The organism is Thiomonas intermedia (genome assembly GCF_002028405.1).
GTDB lineage: Bacteria > Pseudomonadota > Gammaproteobacteria > Burkholderiales > Burkholderiaceae_C > Thiomonas > Thiomonas intermedia.
Genome location: NZ_CP020046.1, coordinates 1,061,160 through 1,081,104 on the forward strand (window position 1 = coordinate 1,061,160; position 19,945 = coordinate 1,081,104).

General features: G+C 68.2%; 15 protein-coding genes. 8 read left to right on the forward strand and 7 right to left on the reverse strand.

Features of this window, described 5'->3' with window-relative positions; translation table 11 throughout:
* Nucleotides 1–226 precede the first annotated feature (226 nt).
* The 3 genes from BVH73_RS04955 to glcF are packed head-to-tail and all read left to right on the forward strand — an operon-like array spanning nucleotide 227 to nucleotide 4,149.
* Nucleotides 227–1,720 carry an FAD-linked oxidase C-terminal domain-containing protein gene (locus BVH73_RS04955; RefSeq protein WP_079416624.1) on the forward strand — a complete coding sequence of 498 codons (1,494 nt, stop codon included), beginning with the start codon at nucleotides 227–229 and terminating at the stop codon, nucleotides 1,718–1,720.
* A gap of 60 nt (nucleotides 1,721–1,780) precedes the next feature.
* Nucleotides 1,781–2,911, forward strand: coding sequence for a glycolate oxidase subunit GlcE (gene glcE / locus BVH73_RS04960; protein WP_079416626.1), 1,131 nt, complete (start codon nucleotides 1,781–1,783; stop codon nucleotides 2,909–2,911).
* A gap of 5 nt (nucleotides 2,912–2,916) precedes the next feature.
* The gene (gene glcF / locus BVH73_RS04965; RefSeq protein ID WP_079416628.1) at nucleotides 2,917–4,149 is read left to right on the forward strand and encodes a glycolate oxidase subunit GlcF; all 1,233 of its coding nucleotides are present in this window, start codon (nucleotides 2,917–2,919) and stop codon (nucleotides 4,147–4,149) included.
* A 25-nt stretch (nucleotides 4,150–4,174) separates the two neighbouring features.
* Here glcF and BVH73_RS04970 read toward each other — a convergent pair whose 3' ends face one another.
* Together BVH73_RS04970 and BVH73_RS04975 are read right to left on the reverse strand one after the other, a co-directional pair.
* A complete protein-coding gene (locus BVH73_RS04970) occupies nucleotides 4,175–4,684 on the reverse strand; it encodes a glutathione peroxidase (RefSeq protein ID WP_079416630.1) in 510 nt (169 codons plus the stop codon).
* 24 nt (nucleotides 4,685–4,708) lie between these two features.
* Nucleotides 4,709–5,605: a DMT family transporter gene (locus BVH73_RS04975; RefSeq protein ID WP_079416632.1), complete on the reverse strand. Its 897-nt coding sequence runs from the start codon at nucleotides 5,603–5,605 to the stop codon at nucleotides 4,709–4,711.
* A gap of 351 nt (nucleotides 5,606–5,956) precedes the next feature.
* Between BVH73_RS04975 and BVH73_RS04980 the strand changes: the two genes are divergently transcribed.
* A complete protein-coding gene (locus tag BVH73_RS04980; RefSeq protein WP_079416634.1) occupies nucleotides 5,957–9,316 on the forward strand; it encodes an EAL domain-containing protein in 3,360 nt (1,119 codons plus the stop codon).
* 332 nt (nucleotides 9,317–9,648) lie between these two features.
* Here BVH73_RS04980 and BVH73_RS04985 read toward each other — a convergent pair whose 3' ends face one another.
* From BVH73_RS04985 to lplT, 3 genes are all read right to left on the reverse strand, one after another.
* Nucleotides 9,649–10,452: a TlpA family protein disulfide reductase gene (locus tag BVH73_RS04985; protein WP_079416635.1), complete on the reverse strand. Its 804-nt coding sequence runs from the start codon at nucleotides 10,450–10,452 to the stop codon at nucleotides 9,649–9,651.
* A gap of 55 nt (nucleotides 10,453–10,507) precedes the next feature.
* Nucleotides 10,508–11,323, reverse strand: coding sequence for a mechanosensitive ion channel family protein (locus BVH73_RS04990; protein ID WP_079416637.1), 816 nt, complete (start codon nucleotides 11,321–11,323; stop codon nucleotides 10,508–10,510).
* Between the two features lie 74 nt (nucleotides 11,324–11,397).
* A complete protein-coding gene (lplT, locus tag BVH73_RS04995) occupies nucleotides 11,398–12,729 on the reverse strand; it encodes a lysophospholipid transporter LplT (RefSeq protein WP_079416639.1) in 1,332 nt (443 codons plus the stop codon).
* Between the two features lie 242 nt (nucleotides 12,730–12,971).
* Between lplT and alr the strand changes: the two genes are divergently transcribed.
* The 3 genes from alr to BVH73_RS05010 all read left to right on the forward strand — a co-directional run bounded on the left by alr (nucleotide 12,972) and on the right by BVH73_RS05010 (nucleotide 17,026).
* Nucleotides 12,972–14,075 (forward strand): alanine racemase, encoded by a 1,104-nt coding sequence (alr, locus tag BVH73_RS05000; protein WP_079420346.1) that lies wholly within the window; start codon nucleotides 12,972–12,974, stop codon nucleotides 14,073–14,075.
* 182 nt (nucleotides 14,076–14,257) lie between these two features.
* On the forward strand, nucleotides 14,258–15,901 hold the full coding sequence (gene radA, locus BVH73_RS05005; protein ID WP_079416641.1) for a DNA repair protein RadA: 1,644 nt from the start codon (nucleotides 14,258–14,260) through the stop codon (nucleotides 15,899–15,901).
* A 162-nt stretch (nucleotides 15,902–16,063) separates the two neighbouring features.
* Nucleotides 16,064–17,026, forward strand: a complete 963-nt coding sequence (locus tag BVH73_RS05010) for a cupin-like domain-containing protein (protein WP_079416643.1) — start codon at nucleotides 16,064–16,066, stop codon at nucleotides 17,024–17,026.
* Here BVH73_RS05010 and eutC read toward each other — a convergent pair.
* Nucleotides 17,020–17,898, reverse strand: coding sequence for an ethanolamine ammonia-lyase subunit EutC (eutC, locus tag BVH73_RS05015; RefSeq protein WP_079420348.1), 879 nt, complete (start codon nucleotides 17,896–17,898; stop codon nucleotides 17,020–17,022). The two genes, BVH73_RS05010 and eutC, sit on opposite strands and share 7 nt — an antisense overlap.
* Nucleotides 17,899–17,906: 8 nt before the next feature.
* A complete protein-coding gene (locus BVH73_RS05020; RefSeq protein WP_079416645.1) occupies nucleotides 17,907–19,289 on the reverse strand; it encodes an ethanolamine ammonia-lyase subunit EutB in 1,383 nt (460 codons plus the stop codon).
* 179 nt (nucleotides 19,290–19,468) lie between these two features.
* Between BVH73_RS05020 and BVH73_RS05025 the strand changes: the two genes are divergently transcribed.
* Nucleotides 19,469–19,873: a desulfoferrodoxin family protein gene (locus BVH73_RS05025; protein WP_079416647.1), complete on the forward strand. Its 405-nt coding sequence runs from the start codon at nucleotides 19,469–19,471 to the stop codon at nucleotides 19,871–19,873.
* The last annotated feature ends 72 nt before the right edge of the window (nucleotides 19,874–19,945 follow it).

Consider the following 19,945-nt stretch of genomic DNA (forward strand, 5'->3'; position numbering starts at 1 on the left):
TCTAGTCGCCCGGCGCGTCGCCGTCTGGCCGAAAACGGACATCAGTTCCCCTGGCCGTTGCGCGCCGCGTCCCTACTTTTTGCGCAACACAGCTTTGCGTTCGACAAAACGCAAAAAGTCGGGTTACTCCTGCCCCGCTGCAGCGCAGCAAACGGGATAATCTGCCACCCAAGAAAGGGGTTTGAAACCCCTGCACACGACAACGACTTTTTCCGGACGACTCGCGATGAATGCCCCCCTCCAACCCGACCTGGCCGCGCGCGCGGCGCGGCAGGCCGAAGTGGTCGCCGCGCTCGGCGCGGTGGTGCCGCCGCACATCCTGCTCTGGCAGCCGGAGGAGGTCACGCCCTACGAGTGCGACGGCCTTTCGGCCTATCGGCGCAAACCCCTGGTCGTCGTGCTGCCGGAAACCGAGGCCCAGGTCGCGGCCGTGCTCAAGGCGTGCCACAGGCTGAACGTGCCGGTGGTCGCCCGCGGCGCCGGCACGGGCCTGTCGGGCGGCGCCCTGCCCAACGAAGACGGCGTGCTGCTCGCCCTGGCGCGGTTCAACCGCATCAAGCGCGTCGACCCCGTCGCCCGCACCGCCACGGTGGAATGCGGGGTGCGCAACCTGGCCATCTCCGAGGCCGCGGCGCCGCACGGGCTGTTCTACGCGCCCGATCCGAGCAGCCAGATCGCCTGCACCATCGGCGGCAACATCGCCGAAAACTCTGGCGGCGTGCATTGCCTCAAATACGGTCTCACGGTGCACAACGTGCTGCAGGTGCGCGGCTACACCGTCGAAGGCGAGCCGCTGACCGTGGGCGGTCTGGCCTGCGACTGTCCCGGCCCCGATCTGCTCGCCGCGGTGATCGGCAGCGAAGGCATGCTCATGGTCGTCACCGAAGTGACGGTGAAACTGCTGCCCAAACCCGTGCTGGCGCGCTGCATCATGGCCAGCTTCGACGATCTGCGCAAGGCGGGCGACGCGGTGGCAGCCATCATCGCCGCGGGCATCATTCCGGCCGGGCTGGAAATGATGGATCAGCCCATGACCGTGGCGGCCGAGTCTTTCGTGCACGCGGGCTACGACCTCGATGCCCGCGCCATTCTGCTGTGCGAGAGCGACGGCACGCCCGAGGAAGTGGAAGAAGAGATCGGCCGCATGACCGAGGTGCTGTCGCTCTGCGGCGCCACGGCGCTGAAGTGCAGCGAAAGCGAGGCCGAGCGCCTGCGCTTCTGGAGCGGACGCAAGAACGCCTTCCCCGCCACCGGCCGCATCTCGCCCGACTATTACTGCATGGACGGCACCATTCCGCGCAAGCGCGTGGCCGACATGCTCGAAGCCATCCAGGGCATGGAGGGCAAGTACGGGCTGCGCTGCGTGAACGTGTTCCATGCGGGCGACGGCAACCTGCACCCGCTCATCCTGTTCGATGCCAACCAGCCCGGCGAGCTGCACCGCGCCGAAGCCTTCGGCGCCGAGATTCTCGAAACCAGCGTGGCCATGGGCGGCACCGTCACCGGCGAGCACGGCGTGGGCTACGAGAAGATCAACGCCATGTGCGTGCAGTTCAGCCCCGAGGAGCGCGAGCAGTTCTTCGCCTTCCGCCGCGCCTTCGATCCGGGCGAGACGCTCAACCCCGGCAAGCAGATCCCCACCCACGCCCGCTGCGCCGAGTACGGCAAGATGCATGTGCGCGGCGGGCTCCTGCCCTTCCCCGACCTTCCGCGGTTTTAACGCGCCGCATCGTCATCCAGATCCTGGCTGCGGCCCCGCGCCGCGGCGTCCTCCCTCTCCATGCAAGCAGACGTCCTGATCCCACTTTGGCAAGACCTGGTGCGCGAAGCCGCTTCGCGCGGCGAGCGCATCCGCATTCATGGCGGCGGCAGCAAGGCGCCATGGTGGGCCGCGGCACAGCACAGCGGCGCCGACACCGCCGAACACACGCTCGACGCCACGCTGCTGTCGGGCATCAACCACTTCGAGCCGACCGAGCTGGTCATCACCGCGCGAGCGGGCACGCCGCTCACCGAGATCGAAGCGGCGCTGGCCGAACATCATCAGTTCCTGCCGTTCGAGCCGCCGCACTTCGCCCGCGCCAGCGGCGGGCAGGCCACGCTGGGCGGCATGGTGGCCAGCGCGATGAGCGGGCCGGCGCGCATCAGCGCGGGCGGGGTGCGCGACTATGTGCTGGGCGCCAGCCTGCTGAGCGGCCGCGGCGAGGTGCTGCGCTTCGGCGGTGAGGTGATGAAGAACGTCGCCGGCTTCGACGTCTCGCGGCTGCTGTGCGGTTCGCTGGGCTCGCTCGGCGTCATTCTCGACGTGTCGCTCAAGATCCTGCCCGTGGCCCCGGCGGAAACCAGCCTGCGCTTTGCCATGACGCAAGACGAAGCCATCGCCCGCTGCAACGCCTGGGCGGCCCAACCCCTGCCGCTCAACGCCAGCGCCTGGCTGCCCGACCGCAGCGGCAGCTCGGGCAAGGGCGTGCTCACGGTGCGGCTGCGCGGGGCGCGGGCCGCGGTGCAGGCCGCCGGCGCCAAGCTGGGCGGCGAGCGCATGGCCGATACAGACGCCGCGACTTTCTGGACGGCGCTGCGCGAGCAGACGCTGCCGTGGTTCACACCGACCTGGCCGGGCGATTCGCAGGCTGCCCTGTGGCGCCTGTCGCTGCCCACCACCGCGCCGGCGCTCGATCTGTCGGGCACGCAGCTGGTGGAATGGTTCGGCGGCCTGCGCTGGCTGATCAGCGCCGCGCCGGCCTCCATCATTCTCGAAGCCGCGCGCCAGGCCGGCGGCCATGCCACACGCTTTCGCGGCGGCGATGCCAGGGCCCCCGTGTTCGAACCCACGCAAGCCACGCTTCTGCGCATTCAGCGCCAAATCAAGACCGCCTTCGATCCGCACGGCGTGTTTCCCACCCTCTTCTGATCACGATGGAAACCCATCTCAGCCCCGAATTCGCCGACACGCCCGAGGGCCAGCAGGCCGAGGCCATTCTGCGCAACTGCGTGCACTGCGGCTTCTGCACCGCCACCTGTCCCACCTATCAACTGCTGGGCGATGAACTCGACGGTCCGCGCGGCCGCATCTACCAGATCAAACAGGTGCTCGAAGGCGAGGCGCCCACCCGCAACACCCAGCTCCACCTCGACCGCTGTCTCACCTGCCGCAACTGCGAGACCACCTGCCCCTCTGGCGTGGAATACGGCCGCCTGGTGGACATCGGCCGTACCGTGGTCGATGCCAAGGTGGAACGTCCCGCCGGCGAAAAGCTCGCCCGCTGGGTCCTGCGCGAAGGCATGACGTCCAGCCTGTTCGCCCCGGCGCTCAAACTCGGCCAGGCGCTGCGTCCGCTGGTGCCCGCCGCGCTGCGCGACAAGGTGCCGCCCCGGCAGCGCTCGGGCAAGCGCCCGCAGCGCACCCACGCCCGCAAGGTGCTGATGCTGGGGGGCTGCGTGCAGCCTGCACTGATGCCCAATATCGGCGCGGCCACCGCCCGCGTGCTCGATGCCGTGGGGGTGCAGCCGCTGCTGGCCGATGGCGCGGGCTGCTGCGGCGCCATCCGCCAGCATCTGGCCGACCACGGCGGCGCGCTGGCCGACATGAAACGCAATGTCGATGCCTGGTGGCCGCTGGTCGAAAGCGGCACGGTCGAAGCCATCGTGATGGACGCCTCGGGCTGCGGCGCGATGGTCAGTGAATATGGCCACCACCTGCAGCACGACCCCGCCTACGCCGATCGCGCCCAGCGCATCGGCGCGCTGTGCCTCGACATCAGCGAATATCTGCCGCAGTTCGCCGCACCGCTCAAAACCTTGCTGAAGAACAAGCCGGTCGACCACCTCGCCTACCACCCGCCGTGCACCCTGCAGCACGCGCAGCAGGTGCGCGGCAAGGCCGAGACCCTGCTGCGCGACCTGGGCTTCGAGGTCAAGCTGCCGCTGGAAAGCCATCTGTGCTGCGGCTCGGCCGGCACCTACTCGGTGCTGCAGCCCGAGCTGTCGAAGGAGCTGCGCAACCGCAAGCTGCAGCACCTGGCCGAGACCGCGCCGCAGCGCATCGTCAGCAGCAATATCGGCTGCATCCAGCACCTTCAGACGGGCACCACCATCCCCGTGCAACATTGGGTGGAATTGCTCGACGAAGCCCTGCACGGCAAGCCCTGAGCCGCGGCCCCGCCCCGAGCAGGGCTCAGCCGGGCGCCTGCAGCGCCATCTCGATATCGGGACCGATGGATTCCGGCCGCTCCTGCGGCGCATAGCGCTTGAGCACCTGGCCGTCGCGCCCGACCAGAAACTTGGTGAAGTTCCACTTGATGGCATGCGAGCCGAGCAGGCCCGAAGCCTCGCGGGTCAGCCAGCGCCACAGCGCATGCGCATGCTCGCCATTGACCTCGACCTTGGCGAACAAGGGAAACGTCGTGGCATAGCGGCTGGTGCAGAACTGCGCGATTTCCTCCGCGCTGCCCGGCTCCTGCGCGCCGAACTGGTTGCAGGGAAACGCCAGCACCGTGAACCCCTTCAGACCATAGCGTTCCTGCAAGGCCTGGAGTCCGGCGTATTGCGGCGTGAAGCCACAGGCGCTGGCCGTGTTCACGATGAGCAGCACCCGGCCGCGCCACTGCGCCAGCGCTTGCTCGCGGCCCTCGATATCGAGCGCGGAAAAATCGAAAGCGGTGTGAACAGGAGCCGCAGCGGTCATGTCAGGATCTCCCAAAACAGCAGATCAGGCCGTCTGCGGCGCTGCCGCGCGGGGCCAGGCCGCCAGCAGAATGGCCAACAGAATCAGACTACCACCGAACAAGGCCTGTGCGGACAGATGCTCGGCCCCGAGCAGCATGGCGCTGCCGCTGGCAAACACGATTTCCACCGTCATCACCACCGCGGTCATCGTGGACGGCAGACGCTCGGCGCCGTATTGCAGCCCCAGATTCGCCGCCAGAAACGCCAGCGCCATCAGCACCACGGGCACGACCCACGCCGGGGCCAGCGCGGGCACCGGGGAGACGCTGCCCTGCGCCGTCAGCACCGCCGCCACGCCGCCCGCCACGATCACGCCACCGGCGAACATGGCCAGCCCGCGGGCTTCCGGCGGGGTATGCGCATACTTGCGCAACAGCACGTTGTTGAGCGCGAAGAACATGCCGCCGATCACCCCGAGCCAGTCCGCCGGATGTTGCGGCAGCGGCAGGCCGCCGCCTCGCGGCCACAACACCACCATGGCGCCCGCCAGCGCCAGAGCCAGACGCAGGCCGACCAGCCGGGTCAAGCGCTCGTCCAGCAACCAGCGCGCCAGCAGCGTGGCCCACACCGGCATGAGATAGAACAGCAGCACCACCCGCACCACGTCGCCCTCGGTCACCCCCCAGTTGAACGCGGCATTGGTTGCGCCAGACGCGATCAGAATGCCCCAGAGCGGAGGGTGCCGCCACAAGGCCCGCAGGGCCGACGGCCGCGCCACCACGATGATCACGGTGCTCACCGCATACATCAGGGCGGTGGCCCACAGCGGGTTCAGGCCCAGACCGTTGAGATGGCGGAACGGCCACCAGGACACGCCCCAGACGAAGGCATTGAGCATCAGACCGCTGATCGCGGCCAGGGTGAAACGGGAAGGGTGCATGGGAAGAACAGGTTGCCGCCAGCCGGCCGACCGGCATCTCGCGGGCGGAAGGCGATTCGAGGCGGAAGAAAACGGCCACGGGGGCAGACGCCGCAAACCGGCGCCCAGGTGAAGCCGCGGCCCCGCGACGCGCCAGCCCTGCAGGATAACGAAGCCGCCGCCGCCCTGCGTGGCCCGGCATGGACGGCGGCCCGCCGTATGAATACGGCAGTGTCATTCGCATCAGATTTTTGCGACAAAATTCACGCCAAACTTGCGGACAACATCGTAAAGTTGGGTCCATTCAGGGTGATGGCGACGGTTTGGCACCCACCAGCGCTCATCATGCGTGCGCATCCATCAGGCTCAGACATGCAAGAACGGGAGATTGCCCTCCGACTGCTCGACCTGCCCAGCGAAATGCTGCGGGGCCTGGCCGAGGGCCGTCCCGTCGCCGAGCTGGCGGCCATGCTGTGCCGCATGGCCGAAGCGTCTGCGCCGGGGCGCATCGCCAGCGTCCTGCGCATAGGGTCCGATGGCGCACTGCATCCGCTGACGGCGCCCAGCAGCCCGCCCGACATGCTCGCCGCACTCGACGGCCTCAACCCCGGTCCGCATGCCGGGTCCTGTGGCAATGCGGTGTTCCACAACGCCCCCACCTTCATCGAAGACATTCCTTCGGATGACCGCTGGGACGATCTGCGCGCCGTTGCCGAACAATGGCAACTGCGCTCGTGCTGGTCTTGGCCGGTGCGCGATGGCGCCCAGGTGATCGGCAGTTTCGCCCTCACCGGGCTGGAACCCGGCGCCCCCAATGCGGACGAGCGCAGGCTGCTCGAATTCGTCGCCTCCATGGTGGGCGCCCTGCTGCACATGGACCAGTTGCAGCGCGAGCGCGAGTCGGCCGAGCGGCTGCGCCAGGCCATGCTCGACAACGCGCTGGTGGCCATCGCGCTGGTGGGCGGCCGCATCATCCGCAGCGGCAACGCGCGCATGGCCCGCATGTTCGGCTATCCCGACACCGCGTCGCTGCAAGGCCTGCCGGCCCGTGCGCTCTACGCCGACGATGCCGTGTTCGCCTCGGTCGGCGCCGAGTTGTACGCCGCGATGACGCGGGGCGAATCGGTGACGCGCGAAGTCCCCATGCGCCGCAGCGATGGCAGCCTGTTCTGGTGCGAACTTACCGGCCAAGCGGTCACCGGCCAGCCCGGCGTCGATTCCGTGTGGGTGGCGCAAGACGTGAGCGAACGCCATGCCGCCGACGAGCGTATGCGCTGGCAGGCCCGTCATGACGCACTCACGCGTCTGCCCAACCGCTACGCCCTGGACGAATGGCTGCCGAACCGGCTCGCTGAAGCCCGGTTGCGCGGCGCCGTCGTGGCCATCGGCCTGCTCGATCTCGACGACTTCAAGGCCATCAACGATCTGTGGGGTCACGCCGCGGGCGATGCCGTCCTCAAACAGGTGGCGCAGCAACTCGGCGCCAGCCTCGATGCGCGCGATCTGCTCGCGCGCATCGGCGGCGACGAGTTCGTGCTGGTGATCGAAGGCCCCGAAGGCGATGCGGATATCGAGCGCCGTCTGGCGTCCCTGGGCGAGCTGCTCCCGCTTGCGGTGCCCCTGCCCGAAGACAAAGTCAGCCATCTCGGCCTCAGCCTGGGCCTGGCCGTGTTCCCGCATGACGGCGACGATCCCGACACGCTATTGCGCCGCGCCGACGCCGCGCTGCACAGCATCAAGCTGCACAAACGCACCCGCCAGCACTGGTGGCTGCGCTGGGGGCATGAGGTCGAGTCGGACCTGATCGAGGACGGCATCGACCACTGGCTGCCGCAGCCCTACGGCCCGCAGGCCGAGGCCCTGCTGCGCATCGCCGCGCCGCACTACCACGGCGTGGCGGCTGCCTTCATCGACCAGTTCTACGCCCTGGTCGGGCGCGACGCCGAATCCAGCCTGCTGCTCAGCCACCTCACCCCGGAGGAATTCACCCATCTCAAGGCGCGGCAGGTCGATCATTTCCGGCGTCTGCTCGGCCCGGAACTGCTGGAGGCCGAGCATGTGCGCGAAGCCACGCGCATCGGCGAGATCCACGCGCTGGTAGGCGTGCCCACGCGGCTTCTGGTGCAGTCGGCCGGGCTCTATCTGCAGGCCCTGATCGACATGAGTCACGCGATGCCCGCACGCTCGCGCGACCGCCGGCGCATCGTCCAGTTGCTCACCGCGCGCATGCAGTCCGAACTGCAGACCGAGGTGGAAGCCGCGCAGGCGCTGCGCGAGCGCTACCAGCAATGCGTCATCGCCCTGGAGCACGCCCTGCAGGACGGCGCGCCCTGGAGCGAGTTCATGCAGATGGCCCTCGACCGGCTCATCACCCTGCCCGGTTTGAAGGCTGCGGGCATGGGCGCGCCCGACGCCAACGGCGAGTTCGTGGTGGAGCTGTCCTCCGGTCTCGAGCCCTTCGCCCGCGCCATGCAAAAGCACTACGGCGCGCTCAAGGTGCCCAAACTGCAGGGCTCGCACGCCGAAAGCATCGGCCCCACGGCCGCGGCCTGGCAGACCGAGCAGGTCTGCACGCTGGCGAGCTACGCGCTCGACGAAGCCGGCACACCCTGGCGCGAGGCCGCGCTCGAAGCCAGCATCCGCAGCGCCGCGTCCATTCCGCTGACCGACCGCAACGGCCGCGTGGTCGTCGTGCTCAGCCTGTACGGCAGCTACCCCGCCATGTTCGAGCGCAGCGCGGCGCGCAGCTTCCTCGACAACCTGGGCCAGACCCTGAGCCGCGCCTGGCAACGCCTGCATGCCCACAGCCGCCAGCAACCCGTGCCCGTGGCACTGCGCCAGCGCTGGCGCACCAGCCTGTTCGATCATGGGCTGGAGATGCATCTGCAACCCGTCGTCGACCTGCAGACCGGCAAGCCCTACGCCGTCGAGGCCCTCGCCCGCCTGCGCATGGACGACGGCAGCCTCGCCATGCCGGGCCAGTTCCTGCCCTGGTTCGGCCACGCCGAACTCTCGCGCCTGTTCCGCGGCGGGCTTGAGCAAACCCTGGCCCACATCGCCCGCTGGGACACCGAGGGCGTGCGCCTGAACCTGAGCCTGAACCTGCCGCTTGACGTGCTGCTGCAGCCCGACTGCCGCGACCGCGTGGCCGCCGCGCTGCACAGCGCGGGCGTGGCCCCCGAGCGTCTGTCCCTCGAAATGCTCGAAAACGCCGAGTTCGACGATCCGAAGCGCCGCGACGACGCCGTGCGCGAACTCGCCGCCACCGGAGTGCGGCTGGTCATGGACGATCTGGGCAGCGGCTACTCCAGCCTGCTGCGCCTGCGCACCCTGCCCTTCCACACCGTCAAGATCGACCAGAGTCTGGTGCGCGAAGCCGGGCGCGATCCCGAGCAGGCCATCGGTTTCATCGGCGCCCTGGTTCAGCTGGCCCAGAGTCTGGGCCTTTGGGTCGTGGTCGAAGGGCTGGAGACGCCCGATCTGGTCGAGGCCGCGACCCTGCTGGGTGCCGACGCCGGCCAGGGCTATGCCCTGGCGCGGCCCATGCCCGCGGCCGATGTACCCAACTGGGTGCGCCACTTCCATTGCCCGATCGATCCGCGCCACCCCTCGACACAACTGGGCCGTCTGGCGCTGGACTGGATGGCGCAGCACGGCCGCCAGCTCGCCGACGAATCGGCCCGCCGCCTGCTGCACGCCGCCCGGCGCAAAGCCCTGGGTACCCGCGCCTGAGCGGCGCGGCGATGCCCTCTCGATCCTTGGTGGAAAAGGATGAAGGGTTCATGGGCCGCGCCATGCAACGACCTCCCCCTCCCAACCTCCCCCACAGCGTGGGGGAGGAGTAAACAGCGCTGCGCGCAATCTGCATACGCCCTCCCAACCTCCCCCGCGATGTGGATGAGGCGTAAACAGCGCTGCGCGCGATCGGCGCAAGCGCCTCCCAACCTCTCTCAGCGTTGTGGGGGGACGCCGATTGGCTCCCTCCCCACTCGTGGGGAGGGCTGGGGTGGGGAGGTGCAGATCGCCCGCGACCGCGACGCGCGAAGGCCTTGTTCGGCGTGGCCTTATCGCTGCAGCGCGGCAATGCCCTGCTGCAGCGTGGCCGCCGAAAGCTCGCCAATGTGCAACGCCTTCACCTGGCCATCGGCGCCGATGAACAAGGTTGTGGGCAGACCGGGCGACTGGTAGGCCGACAGCAGGCGGCTATCCGGGTCGAGCAGGATCTCGGGCTGGCCCAGCCGCTCGCGCGCCAGATAGCCCGCTACGCGCGAGGCGGTCTCGCCTTCGTTGACCAGCACGATGCGCGCCCCGGTCTGCTGCTGCGCGGCCTGGATCAGCAAGGGCAACTCACGGCGACAAGGCGGACACCAGGTGGCCCAGAGATTGACCACGGCGGGCTGGCCGCGCAGACTGGCCAGAGCCACCGGGCGGCCCTGCAAGGTCTGCAGGGTGAGATCGGGCAGGGGCGGACGCGGCGGCTGGATCAGGCTCAGCGTTGCCAGCCCCGCCAGCACGAGGGCCGCCCCCGCGCCGGCGCTCAGCGGCAGGCTCCGCCGCAGCGCCGGACGCCGCCAGGCGACAAACGCCACGGCAACGACGGCCACACTCCAGCCCGTCCAGGCATCGAAGCCGCGGTCACGGATGTCGATCATCGCCAGCACGCTGGCATAGTCGGCGCCATGCCTCGCCACGAACCCGGCACGGGCCGCCACCAGCGCCAGCACCAGCAGGGGCAGGAGCAGAGGTTCGGCATTGCCGCGCCCGGTCTTCTGCGCCAGGCCCGCCACCCACACGGCCGCGGCGTAGCCCAGCACCAGCAGCAGCGGTGACCAGGGCAGCACCAGCGGACCCAGTCGCAAAGCGTCCATGCTCAGCCGCGCCGACAGGCACTGGTGGCGGTCAGCCGCGAAAACACGGCCATCGTTACTGCGCCTTCCCCACCCAGACCTGCTTGGGCAGGGCGTAGGCAAACCCGGCCTGCGACAGGGCTTCGCGGATCGTGCGGTTGGTGTCGAAATACACCTGCCAATAGTGGGCGTTATTGCAGAACGGAAAGACCGTGAGCACCGGGCCGACGCTGTTGAATTCGAGAATTTCGATCACCGGCGCCGGGTTGGCCAGCACATTGGGAATGGCCTGCACCTGTTTGCGCAGCAAGTCCATGGCGGCGGCGTGATCGGCGTCGCTGGACAACTGGCATTTGAGATCGACGCGGCGGTAGTCGTTGGTCGAGAAATTCTCGATGGTGTTGCCCAGAATCTTGCCGTTGCCTACGAAGGTGAGCACGTTGTCGAGTGTCACCAAGGACGTGACGAACAGCCCGACCTCCTTCACCGTGCCCGTCACCTCGCCCGCCTTGACGAAGTCGCCCACCTTGAAGGGCTTGAGCACCAGCAGGAACGCCCCGGCGGCGAAGTTGCCCAGCAGCCCGCTCCACGCCGCGCCGATAGCCACGCCCGCGCCCGCCACCAGGGCGGCGAAGGTGGTGGTCTGCACGCCGAAGTAACCCAGGATGGCCACCACCAGCACGATATTGAGCGCGATGCTCACGAAGCTGATGATGTAGCGCGTGAGCATGGGGTCGAACCGCTGCCGCTCCAGCATGCCGCGCAGCAGCTTGTCGGCCATGCGGATGAGCCAGCGGCCCAGAATCCAGAGAGCAATCGCCGCGAGAATTTTCATTCCCGCCTCGGTGGCGTATTGCAGGAGGAGATTGCTGTAGTGCTGCACGTCGTTCATGAAGACTCTCCTGGTAAGCAAATCGGACAGGCCGATTCTGCAACGCCTTGCGGGCAGGACGAAGCGGCGAACTGTTAAGAATGCGGCTCGTCGCGATGACGCGGCTCGCCGATGAGCTGCGTCCAGTCGCGCTCGCGCTGGTTGCGGCGATACCAGAGAATGACCAGGAACATGGTCAGGCTGACAAAGGCGCCGAACAGCGCGATCACCCACGGCACCGGGAGATCAAGGCGGATGAGCAGGGCGTAGAACAGCAGCATCAGCAAGACACTGAGGTTCTCGTTGAAGTTCTGCACCGCGATCGAATGCCCTGCCGACAGCAGCACATAGCCGCGGTGTTGCAGCAGGGCGTTCATCGGCACGACAAAGTAGCCGGCAAGCGCCCCGATGAACACCATGACGCTGTAGGCCACCAGCATGTAGAGGGGCAACTGCAGCGTCCACAGATGCAACGTCACATCGGGCAGCAGATCGCGGTGGAAGAAGGCCAGCGCCACCGTGGTCAGTCCCATGCCCACACCCAGCGGCAGCACGCTCAGACTGCGTTTGAGCGGCACGCGCACCGCGGCGCTGATGGCACCGACCGCCACCCCCAGGGCCACGGCCGCCTGCATCACCGAACTCATGGTGAGATCGAGGCCCAGGGCATACTCGGCCCACTTGAGCACGATGAATTGCAGCGTCGCGCCTGCGCCCCAAAACAGCGTGGTCACCGCCAGCGAGATCTGCCCCAGCTTGTCGGTCCACAGCACTTTGGTGCAATGGGCAAAATCCATCAACAGCGCGACCGGCCTGGCCTTCTGCTTTTCGTAGCGGGCGCCGGTATCGGGGATGCGCAGATTGCACAGGGCGGCCACCAGATACACCAGGGTGATGACCAGGATCGCCGACTCGGGCGTGGTGTCGATGCCCAGTGACGCCACGCCGGGCAGCCCAAGCAGAAAGGTCGAGGCCGACTGGCTCACCAGAAACCCGCCCAGCACCGTGCCCAGAATGATGGAGCTGACGGTAGTGCCCTCGATCCAGCCATTGGCCGCGACCAGTTGCTGCGGCGGCAGCAACTCGGTGAGGATGCCGTACTTGGCCGGCGAGTAAGCCGCCGCGCCCAGGCCGACGACGCCGTAAGCCAACAGCGGGTGCACCGAGAACAGCATGAGCACCAGACCGGCCACCTTCACCAGATTGGTGATGAACATCACCTTCCACTTCAGAATGGCGTCGGCGAAGGCGCCCACGAAGGGCGCAAGCACCACATAGGAAATGGTGAAAAAGAACTTGAGCAGCGGCGTCATCCAGTCCGGCGACTGCATCTGCACCAGCAGGGCGATGGCGGCGATGAGCAGCGCGTTGTCGGCCAGCGAAGAAAAAAACTGCGCCGCCATGATCCAGTAAAAGCCTTTTTTCATCGAGTGGCTGCCCGCGCGGCGGGGCCCTGTGTCTGGTCGTGGGGCGAAAACGAAAAGGGGATTGAACGCGCCACATGCGGCTTGTCCCGGCCGCACAGGCTGCCGCAGTTTATCGCACAGACCCTGGGCCATGCCCGACGGCCCGAGCCCTCTGAGCGGCGCCCTTGGCGGGGTGGCGCAGGCCTGGGTCGTCCCGGCGTTTCCTTGCGACAATGGCCCTGTTTCCATCCGACCGTGCCGCCATGCCCCGCCCGATTTCCGCCGTGATCCACACGGCCTCACTCTCCCACAACCTGGCCCGGGTTCGCCGTGCGGCGCCCGGGAGCAAGGTCTGGGCCGTCGTCAAGGCCAATGCCTACGGCCACGGCATCGCCCGAGCCTACGGTGCGCTGCGCGCGGCCGACGGTTTCGCCCTGCTCGATCTGGCCGAGGCCGAACAGTTGCGGGCCCTGGGCTGGGTCGGTCCCATTCTGCTGCTCGAGGGCTGCTTCGCCGCGGAAGACCTGGCGCTGTGCGAGCGGCTCAATCTCTGGCATGTGGTGCATTGCCGCGAACAGATCGACTGGCTCGCCATGCACCGGGGCAGCCGCGCGCATCGCGTGTTTCTCAAACTGAACACGGGCATGAACCGCGTGGGCTTCTCGCCCGAGGCCTACGCCGCCGCGTGGGAGCGGCTGAGCGCTCTGCCGCAGGTGGGCGAAATCACCCATATGACCCACTTCGCCTGTGCCGACGAAACCGGCGGCGTGGACGAAGCGCTGGCACGCTTTGAGCGCGGCGTGGCCGATCTGGGCGGCGAACGCACCCTGGCCAATTCAGCCGCCGTCCTGGTGCACGGTGCCAACCCGCGCGTGGCCGCCGACTGGGTGCGGCCCGGCATCGCGCTCTACGGCAGTTCGCCCACGGGCCTTGCTCCTGGCGCCGCGCACTGGGAACTGCAGCCGGCCATGAGCCTGCGCAGCGAGCTGATCGACCTCCAGTCCATCGCCGCGGGCGAATCCGTCGGTTACGGCGCCCGCTTCACCGCGGCTCGCCCCATGCGCATCGGCGTGGTCGCCTGTGGCTATGCCGACGGCTACCCGCGCGTCGCGCCGAACGGTACGCCCGTGGTGGTGGACGGGGTGCGCACGACCTTGGTCGGCCGGGTGTCGATGGACATGATCACCGTCGATCTCGAACCCGTGTTCGCCGCCGGCGGCCAGCCCATGATCGGCAGCTCCGTGCTGCTGTGGGGCCAGGACGCACAGGCCGAGCTCTGCATCGACGACGTCGCCGCCTCGGCCGGCACCCTGGGCTACGAGCTGATGTGCGCCCTGGCCGCGCGCGTGCCGGTGCGGGTGGAGTAAGGGATAGCCCACCCCGAAAACCTTCGCTGCGCTCGGTTCTCCCCTCAAGGGGCGAGAAACTCTTGGGGCGGCCCGGCGAGTTTCTGGGTCCACCCCGAAGACCTCCGCTACGCTCGGTCCACCCCTCAAGGGGCGAGAAACTCTTGGGGCGGCCCGGCGAGTTTCTGAACCCAACCAACACTATGGCCAAACCCCAAACCGTTTACATCTGCTCCGATTGCGGCGGCAAATCTGCCAAGTGGCAGGGCCAATGCCCGCATTGCCAGGCCTGGAACACCTTGGTGGAGACCGTGGAGCGCGGTGCCGATGCAGCCCGCCCCGGGGCGCGGCACGGCGCGGCGGCGGCGCAGTTCGCCGGGCGCGGCGGCCTCACCGCAGCGAGCGGCCCGGTGCTGCTCACTGAGGTTCAGGCCGAGCGCCACGCGCACCGCACCAGCGGCATCGACGAGCTCGACCGGGTGCTCGGCGGCGGCCTGGTGCCCGGCGGCGTTTTGCTGCTAGGCGGCGATCCGGGCATCGGCAAATCCACCCTGTTGCTGCAGGTGCTGGCCAACCTGTCGGCCGAACTGCCGGTGCTGTATGTCAGCGGCGAGGAGTCCGCCGCGCAGGTCGCCCTGCGCGCGCAACGCCTGGGCCTGAAAGACGCGCCGGTTCGCCTCATGGCCGAAACGCAACTGGAAGTCGTGCTCGACGAACTCGCGCGCGGCCCCGCCGGCGGCTCGCCTGGCGGGCTCCCCCTCCCAACCTCCCCCGCCACGCGGGGGAGGAGCGCACTCTCCCTCCCCACGGGTGGGGAGGGCCGGGGTGGGGAGCCCGCCCTCAGCGGGCAGCAAGCGAACGCGAGCGGGGAGGCCGACCCCGTCGCAGGGCCGCCCCAAGGCGGGGTCCGCCCCCTCGGGGGGCAGCGAGCGAACGCGAGCGTGGGGGCTTATTCCATTGCGGTGATCGACTCCATCCAGACCGTCTACACCGAGGCCCTGTCGTCCGCGCCGGGCTCGGTGTCGCAGGTGCGCGAATGCGCGGCGCAGCTCACCCGCGCCGCCAAGGCCGGCGGCATCACCCTGGTCCTCGTCGGCCACGTCACCAAGGAAGGCGCGCTCGCCGGCCCGCGGGTGCTGGAGCACATGGTCGACACGGTGCTGTATTTCGAGGGTGACACCCAGTCGCGCTTTCGCCTCATTCGTGCCATCAAAAACCGCTTCGGCGCCGTGAACGAACTGGGCGTGTTCGCCATGACCGAGCATGGCCTCAAGGGCGTGTCCAACCCCTCGGCCATCTTCCTCTCCACGCACGCCGAACCCGTGCCCGGCACCTGCGTGCTCGCCACGCTGGAGGGCACCCGTCCGCTGCTGGTGGAGGTGCAGGCCCTGGTGGACAGCGCCGCTGCCCCGAGTCCGCGACGCCTCTCCGTGGGCCTGGACGCCGCCCGCCTGGCCATGCTGCTGGCCGTGCTGCACCGCCATGCCGGCGTGGCCAGCGGCGATCAGGACGTCTTCGTGAACGCCGTGGGCGGCGTGCGCATCACCGAGCCCGCGGCCGACCTGGCCGTGCTGCTGGCCATCCAGAGCTCTTTGCGCAACCGCCCGCTGCCGCGCGGCCTGCTGGCCTTTGGCGAAGTCGGCCTGGCCGGCGAGATCCGCCCCGCGCCGCGCGGGCAGGAGCGCCTGCGCGAAGCCGCCAAGCTCGGCTTCTCAGCGGCCATCATTCCGGCGGCGAATGCGCCGAAGGGCAGCGGGAAAGGCGCCGCCCGCCAGTTCGAAGGCCTGGAGCTGCACCCGGTCTCACGCATCGAAGAAGCGCTGGACGTGGTGCGCGGGCTGGGGTGAATCCGCCCCGCGCAGAACCGTGATTTTTTTCACGGAGTGCCACGTCCGTGACGAAGACTGCGGGTTATCCCGAGTGATGGCGGAAAAACGTAAACGTAGCCTTTACTTTCAATGAATAGACCGCAGGCACGGTTTGCCGAAGCGACTCCTTGAAAGTACAACATGGCTCTTTTGGCGGGCGCGCATGCAGCGCCGCACGATCCCTTTGCCGCTGAGCGGCCCGCGCCCGCGCACGCCATCGAAGCAGTCGATGCGGCGCGTTTTTCCAGTCACCGGATGGGGGCGCTGAAGCACGACTTTCACCAACATCCGCTGATGCAACTGCCGCGGTTGGCCCAGTTGGCGCGTGATCTGATGCCAACCCAGCAATGCCGATTCATTGAGCCGAGCGCGACGCAAACTTCGGCGTTCAAGCACAGTGCCACGACCCCCGATGGAGGCGATATCGATTCGGTTTTTGAACGGATTGAGGAACCTGGTTCGTGGGTCGCGCTCTATGACGTTCAGACCGACCCGCATTACGCAGCCTTTCTCGACGAGGTCGTTGCCAAAGCCCACGACCTGATCGGCCGGGAACAACCCGGGTTGTTCCGTGTTGCAGGCTTCATCTTCATTTCGGCGCCGCCTTCCGTGACCCCGTTTCACATCGACCGTGAGAACAATCTCTGGCTACAAATTCGCGGGCGCAAGACCATGACCGTGTTCGATCACCGCGACCGCGACGTGGTCGCCGCGCGAGAGGTGGAAAACTTCATCGTGGAGGGTTCGCTCGCAAAAGTCCGGCTGGACGAGCGCCTGCGTGACCGAGGCACGGATTTCGAAGTCGCTGCGGGAGATGGGGTCTACTTCCCCGCGACGTCGCCCCACATGACGCGCACGACCACGGACTGGGTTCGCCCCGGAGAGGGTGTGTCGATCTCCATCGGCGTGGTCTTCTACACAGCCGTCACTCGGCATCATGCCCGGGTGCATCAGTGCAACCGCGTGCTGCGCCAGTTGGGTCTGTCTCCCATGGATCCTGGCCTATCGCCCTGGCGCGATGCCGCCAAGGCGCCCGTGGGGCGCGCCATTGCGGCGGCCCGAGCCCGGTGGCGTGGCTATGAGGCGCCACCGGGCTCTTATTGATCGCTTGACGGCATTTCGCCCGCTGCACCTTCGTCTCTGAGGACGCGGTGCGCCGACGTATCGTGTGGCAGCCCGCCTTCGGAATGGTCCTCGCTGTCATCCTTCAACCCCACCCCTGACATCCCCAGCCGCCGCGCCCCCGCGAGCAGCCAGGCGAGTTTGTGCGCGGCCTGGGCGTAGGGCAGGCCGTCGGGACGGACGTTGGAGATGCAGTTGCGCTGGGCGTCGGTCAGGCCGGGGCGTGGGCCGTGGGTGAGGTACAGACCGAGGCTGTCGGGCGCGGTCAGGCCGGGCCGCTCGCCCAGGCACATGACCACTTGCGCGGCCCGCAGCAGCGCGCCGATGTCGTCGCCCAGGGCAACGCGGGCCTGGCGGGCCAGCACCAGCGGCCCCACCCGCCAGCCGGGCGGCAGACGCTGGAGGGTCTGGGCGATCAAGGGCACGGCGTGGGTCTGCGCCGCACGGGCCGACAGCCCATCGGCGATGACGAACACGACGTCGCACGCCTGCGCCTTCGCCTCCACGAGCAGGGCTCGGCTGGCGGCGTCGAGCTGGCGGCCAAGATCGGGGCGCCGCAGATAGGTGGCGCGGTCGGGCGCGGCGCTGTGCACGCGCAAAGACGGGGGCAGACCGGCGGCCTGCGCATCAACGTCGAGGGCCTCGAGGTCGAGCGCGGTATGCACGGCATCGCGGGCCTGGGCATGCGCGAGACCAAAGTCGAGCAGGGCCGCGGTGGGCAGGCTGGCGCCACGGCGGCCAAGGGCGATGCGGGCGCGGGTGTAGCGGCGCAGATGCGTCCAGGGGTCGGCGCCGCTTTCGGGCTGGGGCGAAGCGGCCGCTTCGGGCGCGGAGGCGGAGGTCGGATCGTTCATGCGCTCGCTCACCATTGCTCGGCGAAGGTCAGCAGGGGTTGGCGCGCGCGCGGGGGCGCCAATCGTCCCTGCGCATCCGCCAGGTCCATGCGCTGCAGCCAGGCCTCGAACTCGGGGGCGCGGCGCTTGCCGAGCACCTGCCGCACATAGAGCGCGTCGTGGAAGGAGGTGCTCTGATAGCCGAGCATGATGTCGTCCGCCCCAGGCACGCCCATGATGAAGTGCACCCCGGCCACGCCCAGCAGGGTCAGCAGGTTGTCCATGTCGTCCTGATCGGCCTCGGCATGGTTGGTGTAGCAAATGTCGCAGCCCATGGGCAGGCCGAGCAGCTTGCCGCAGAAATGGTCTTCCAGCCCGGCGCGCAGGATCTGTTTGCCGTCGTACAGATACTCCGGGCCGATGAAGCCGACCACGGTGTTGACCAGCAGCGGCCGGAAGGCGCGGGCCACGGCGTAGGCACGGGCTTCGCAGGTCTGCTGATCCACGCCGTGGTGCGCCCCCGCCGACAGGGCGCTGCCCTGCCCGGTCTCGAAATACATGACGTTGTCGCCCACCGTGCCGCGCCGCAGCGCTTGCGCCGCGGCATGGGCTTCGCGCAGTACCGCCAGATCGATGCCGAAGGCGGCATTGGCCTGCTGCGTGCCGGCCACCGACTGAAACACCAGATCGACCGGCGCCCCCTGCTCGATGGCGCGCAGGGTGTGGGTGACGTGAGTCAGCACGCAGCTCTGGGTGGGCACGTCGTAGCGCAGACGCAGGTCGTCGATCAGCCGCAGCAGGCTGCCGATGGCGGCCAGATTGTCCGACGCGGGATTGATGCCGATGACCGCATCGCCGCAGCCATACATCAGCCCGTCGACGATGGACGCCGCAATGCCCGCGGGGTCGTCCGTCGGGTGGTTGGGCTGCAGACGCACGCCCATGCGTCCGGGCAGACCCAGCGTGGTACGGAAGCGGCTGATCACCGCGCATTTCTGCGCGACCAGAATGAGATCCTGGTTGCGCATGAGCTTGCTCACCGCAGCGACCATCTCCGGCGTGAGGCCAGGCGCCAGCTCAGCAAGCGTCTCGCCATCCACCCCGTCGGACAGCAGCCAGTCGCGAAAACCGCCCACGGTGAGATGTGCGATGGGAGCGAAGGCGGCCGCGTCATGGCCATCGACGATCAGCCGGGTGATTTCGTCGGCCTCGTAGGGGATCACCGCCTCGTTCAGAAATCGTGCCAGCGGCACCTCGGCCAGCGCCAGGCGTGCGGCCATGCGTTCTTCGGCCGATCGTGCGGCCACCCCCGCCAATTCGTCACCGGAGCGCGGCGGCGTGGCCCGCGCCAGCAAGGTCTTGAGATCGGAAAAGACATGGCGCACGGCGCCGATGGTGTGGGTGTAGGGCATGGATCGGTCTCGCGGTCGCAGCGAGCATAACGCCCCATAGCGCCCTATAGCACCCGAGCGCGCGCGTCAGTCGCCGCGCCATCACAGATTCCCCAGTCTCAGCAGGGCGATACCTTTGCTTACCTTGCGCCGCTGCGGCACTCCTATCTTCCAGGCCTCACTTCCTGAAGGAGATCCAAATGCAACGCCGTGAATTTGTCGCAAGTTCCCTGGCTGTCGCCACGGCCGCCGTCGCTCTGCCCAAGGCGGCGCAAGCGGCTCAAGGCAGCGGCGCGATGACGAATGTGGTGTTCACCGAGAACGACCCCGGCCACTGGAAGGACGTGGAAAAACTCCATGTGCCGCTGGTGAAGATCGATGGCCGCAAGATGACCGTCACCACCCCGCATCCGATGAGCGAGGCGCATTACATCGTCAGCCACACCGTAGTGCTCGAAGGTGGCAAGTACCTTGACCGCAAGACCTTCAACTGGAAAGACCAGCCCGTCTCGGAACACATGCTGCCCGAAGGCTACAAGGGCAAGGTGATGGTGACCAGCACCTGCAATCTGCACGATTGGTGGCTGAAAACCATCGACGCCTGAATCCGCACTCAGCGGCTGAAAAGGTTAGGGCAACGCTGCAGACCGCCCGCCGCGGGGACGCGCGAAGGGCTT

Bases quoted from the DNA above. Each gene is read 5' to 3' on its own strand.
- BVH73_RS04955 (WP_079416624.1), top strand. From the start codon at position 227: ATGAATGCCCCCCTCCAACCCGACCTGGCCGCGCGCGCGGCGCGGCAG.
- glcE (WP_079416626.1), top strand. From the start codon at position 1,781: ATGCAAGCAGACGTCCTGATCCCACTTTGGCAAGACCTGGTGCGCGAA.
- glcF (WP_079416628.1), top strand. From the start codon at position 2,917: ATGGAAACCCATCTCAGCCCCGAATTCGCCGACACGCCCGAGGGCCAG.
- BVH73_RS04970 (WP_079416630.1), bottom strand. From the start codon at position 4,684: ATGACCGCTGCGGCTCCTGTTCACACCGCTTTCGATTTTTCCGCGCTC.
- BVH73_RS04975 (WP_079416632.1), bottom strand. From the start codon at position 5,605: ATGCACCCTTCCCGTTTCACCCTGGCCGCGATCAGCGGTCTGATGCTC.
- BVH73_RS04980 (WP_079416634.1), top strand. From the start codon at position 5,957: ATGCAAGAACGGGAGATTGCCCTCCGACTGCTCGACCTGCCCAGCGAA.
- BVH73_RS04985 (WP_079416635.1), bottom strand. From the start codon at position 10,452: ATGGACGCTTTGCGACTGGGTCCGCTGGTGCTGCCCTGGTCACCGCTG.
- BVH73_RS04990 (WP_079416637.1), bottom strand. From the start codon at position 11,323: ATGAACGACGTGCAGCACTACAGCAATCTCCTCCTGCAATACGCCACC.
- lplT (WP_079416639.1), bottom strand. From the start codon at position 12,729: ATGAAAAAAGGCTTTTACTGGATCATGGCGGCGCAGTTTTTTTCTTCG.
- alr (WP_079420346.1), top strand. From the start codon at position 12,972: ATGCCCCGCCCGATTTCCGCCGTGATCCACACGGCCTCACTCTCCCAC.
- radA (WP_079416641.1), top strand. From the start codon at position 14,258: ATGGCCAAACCCCAAACCGTTTACATCTGCTCCGATTGCGGCGGCAAA.
- BVH73_RS05010 (WP_079416643.1), top strand. From the start codon at position 16,064: ATGGCTCTTTTGGCGGGCGCGCATGCAGCGCCGCACGATCCCTTTGCC.
- eutC (WP_079420348.1), bottom strand. From the start codon at position 17,898: ATGAACGATCCGACCTCCGCCTCCGCGCCCGAAGCGGCCGCTTCGCCC.
- BVH73_RS05020 (WP_079416645.1), bottom strand. From the start codon at position 19,289: ATGCCCTACACCCACACCATCGGCGCCGTGCGCCATGTCTTTTCCGAT.
- BVH73_RS05025 (WP_079416647.1), top strand. From the start codon at position 19,469: ATGCAACGCCGTGAATTTGTCGCAAGTTCCCTGGCTGTCGCCACGGCC.